Annotated in this window: 1 pseudogene; it reads left to right on the forward strand. The window is 57.9% G+C overall.

The window, feature by feature from the left end:
• Positions 1 to 240 (forward strand): annotated as a pseudogene (locus tag HK23_RS14615) (Hint domain-containing protein); the annotation flags it as partial.

Consider the following 240-nt stretch of genomic DNA (forward strand, 5'->3'; position numbering starts at 1 on the left):
CGCCCCAGTGATGTGATCGGTCCGTTTGTGGATGATCGCCGGTATCTGGGCGTTGCAGTGAGCGCTGTCCACTTCCTGAGCAGCAAGACGCAGAACCAGATTACTACCTATCTGGAGGGTGGGGCTCTGGACGGCTGGTATGAGAACAGCCAGACCGGGTCCATCTGGACAAACGGCAACGCCCTGCTGCCGCTGTCTGAACAGACAGGTGGTAAAATGGGGATGCTGATCATCACCGCT

Source organism: Acetobacter malorum, assembly GCF_002153605.1.
GTDB lineage: Bacteria > Pseudomonadota > Alphaproteobacteria > Acetobacterales > Acetobacteraceae > Acetobacter > Acetobacter malorum_A.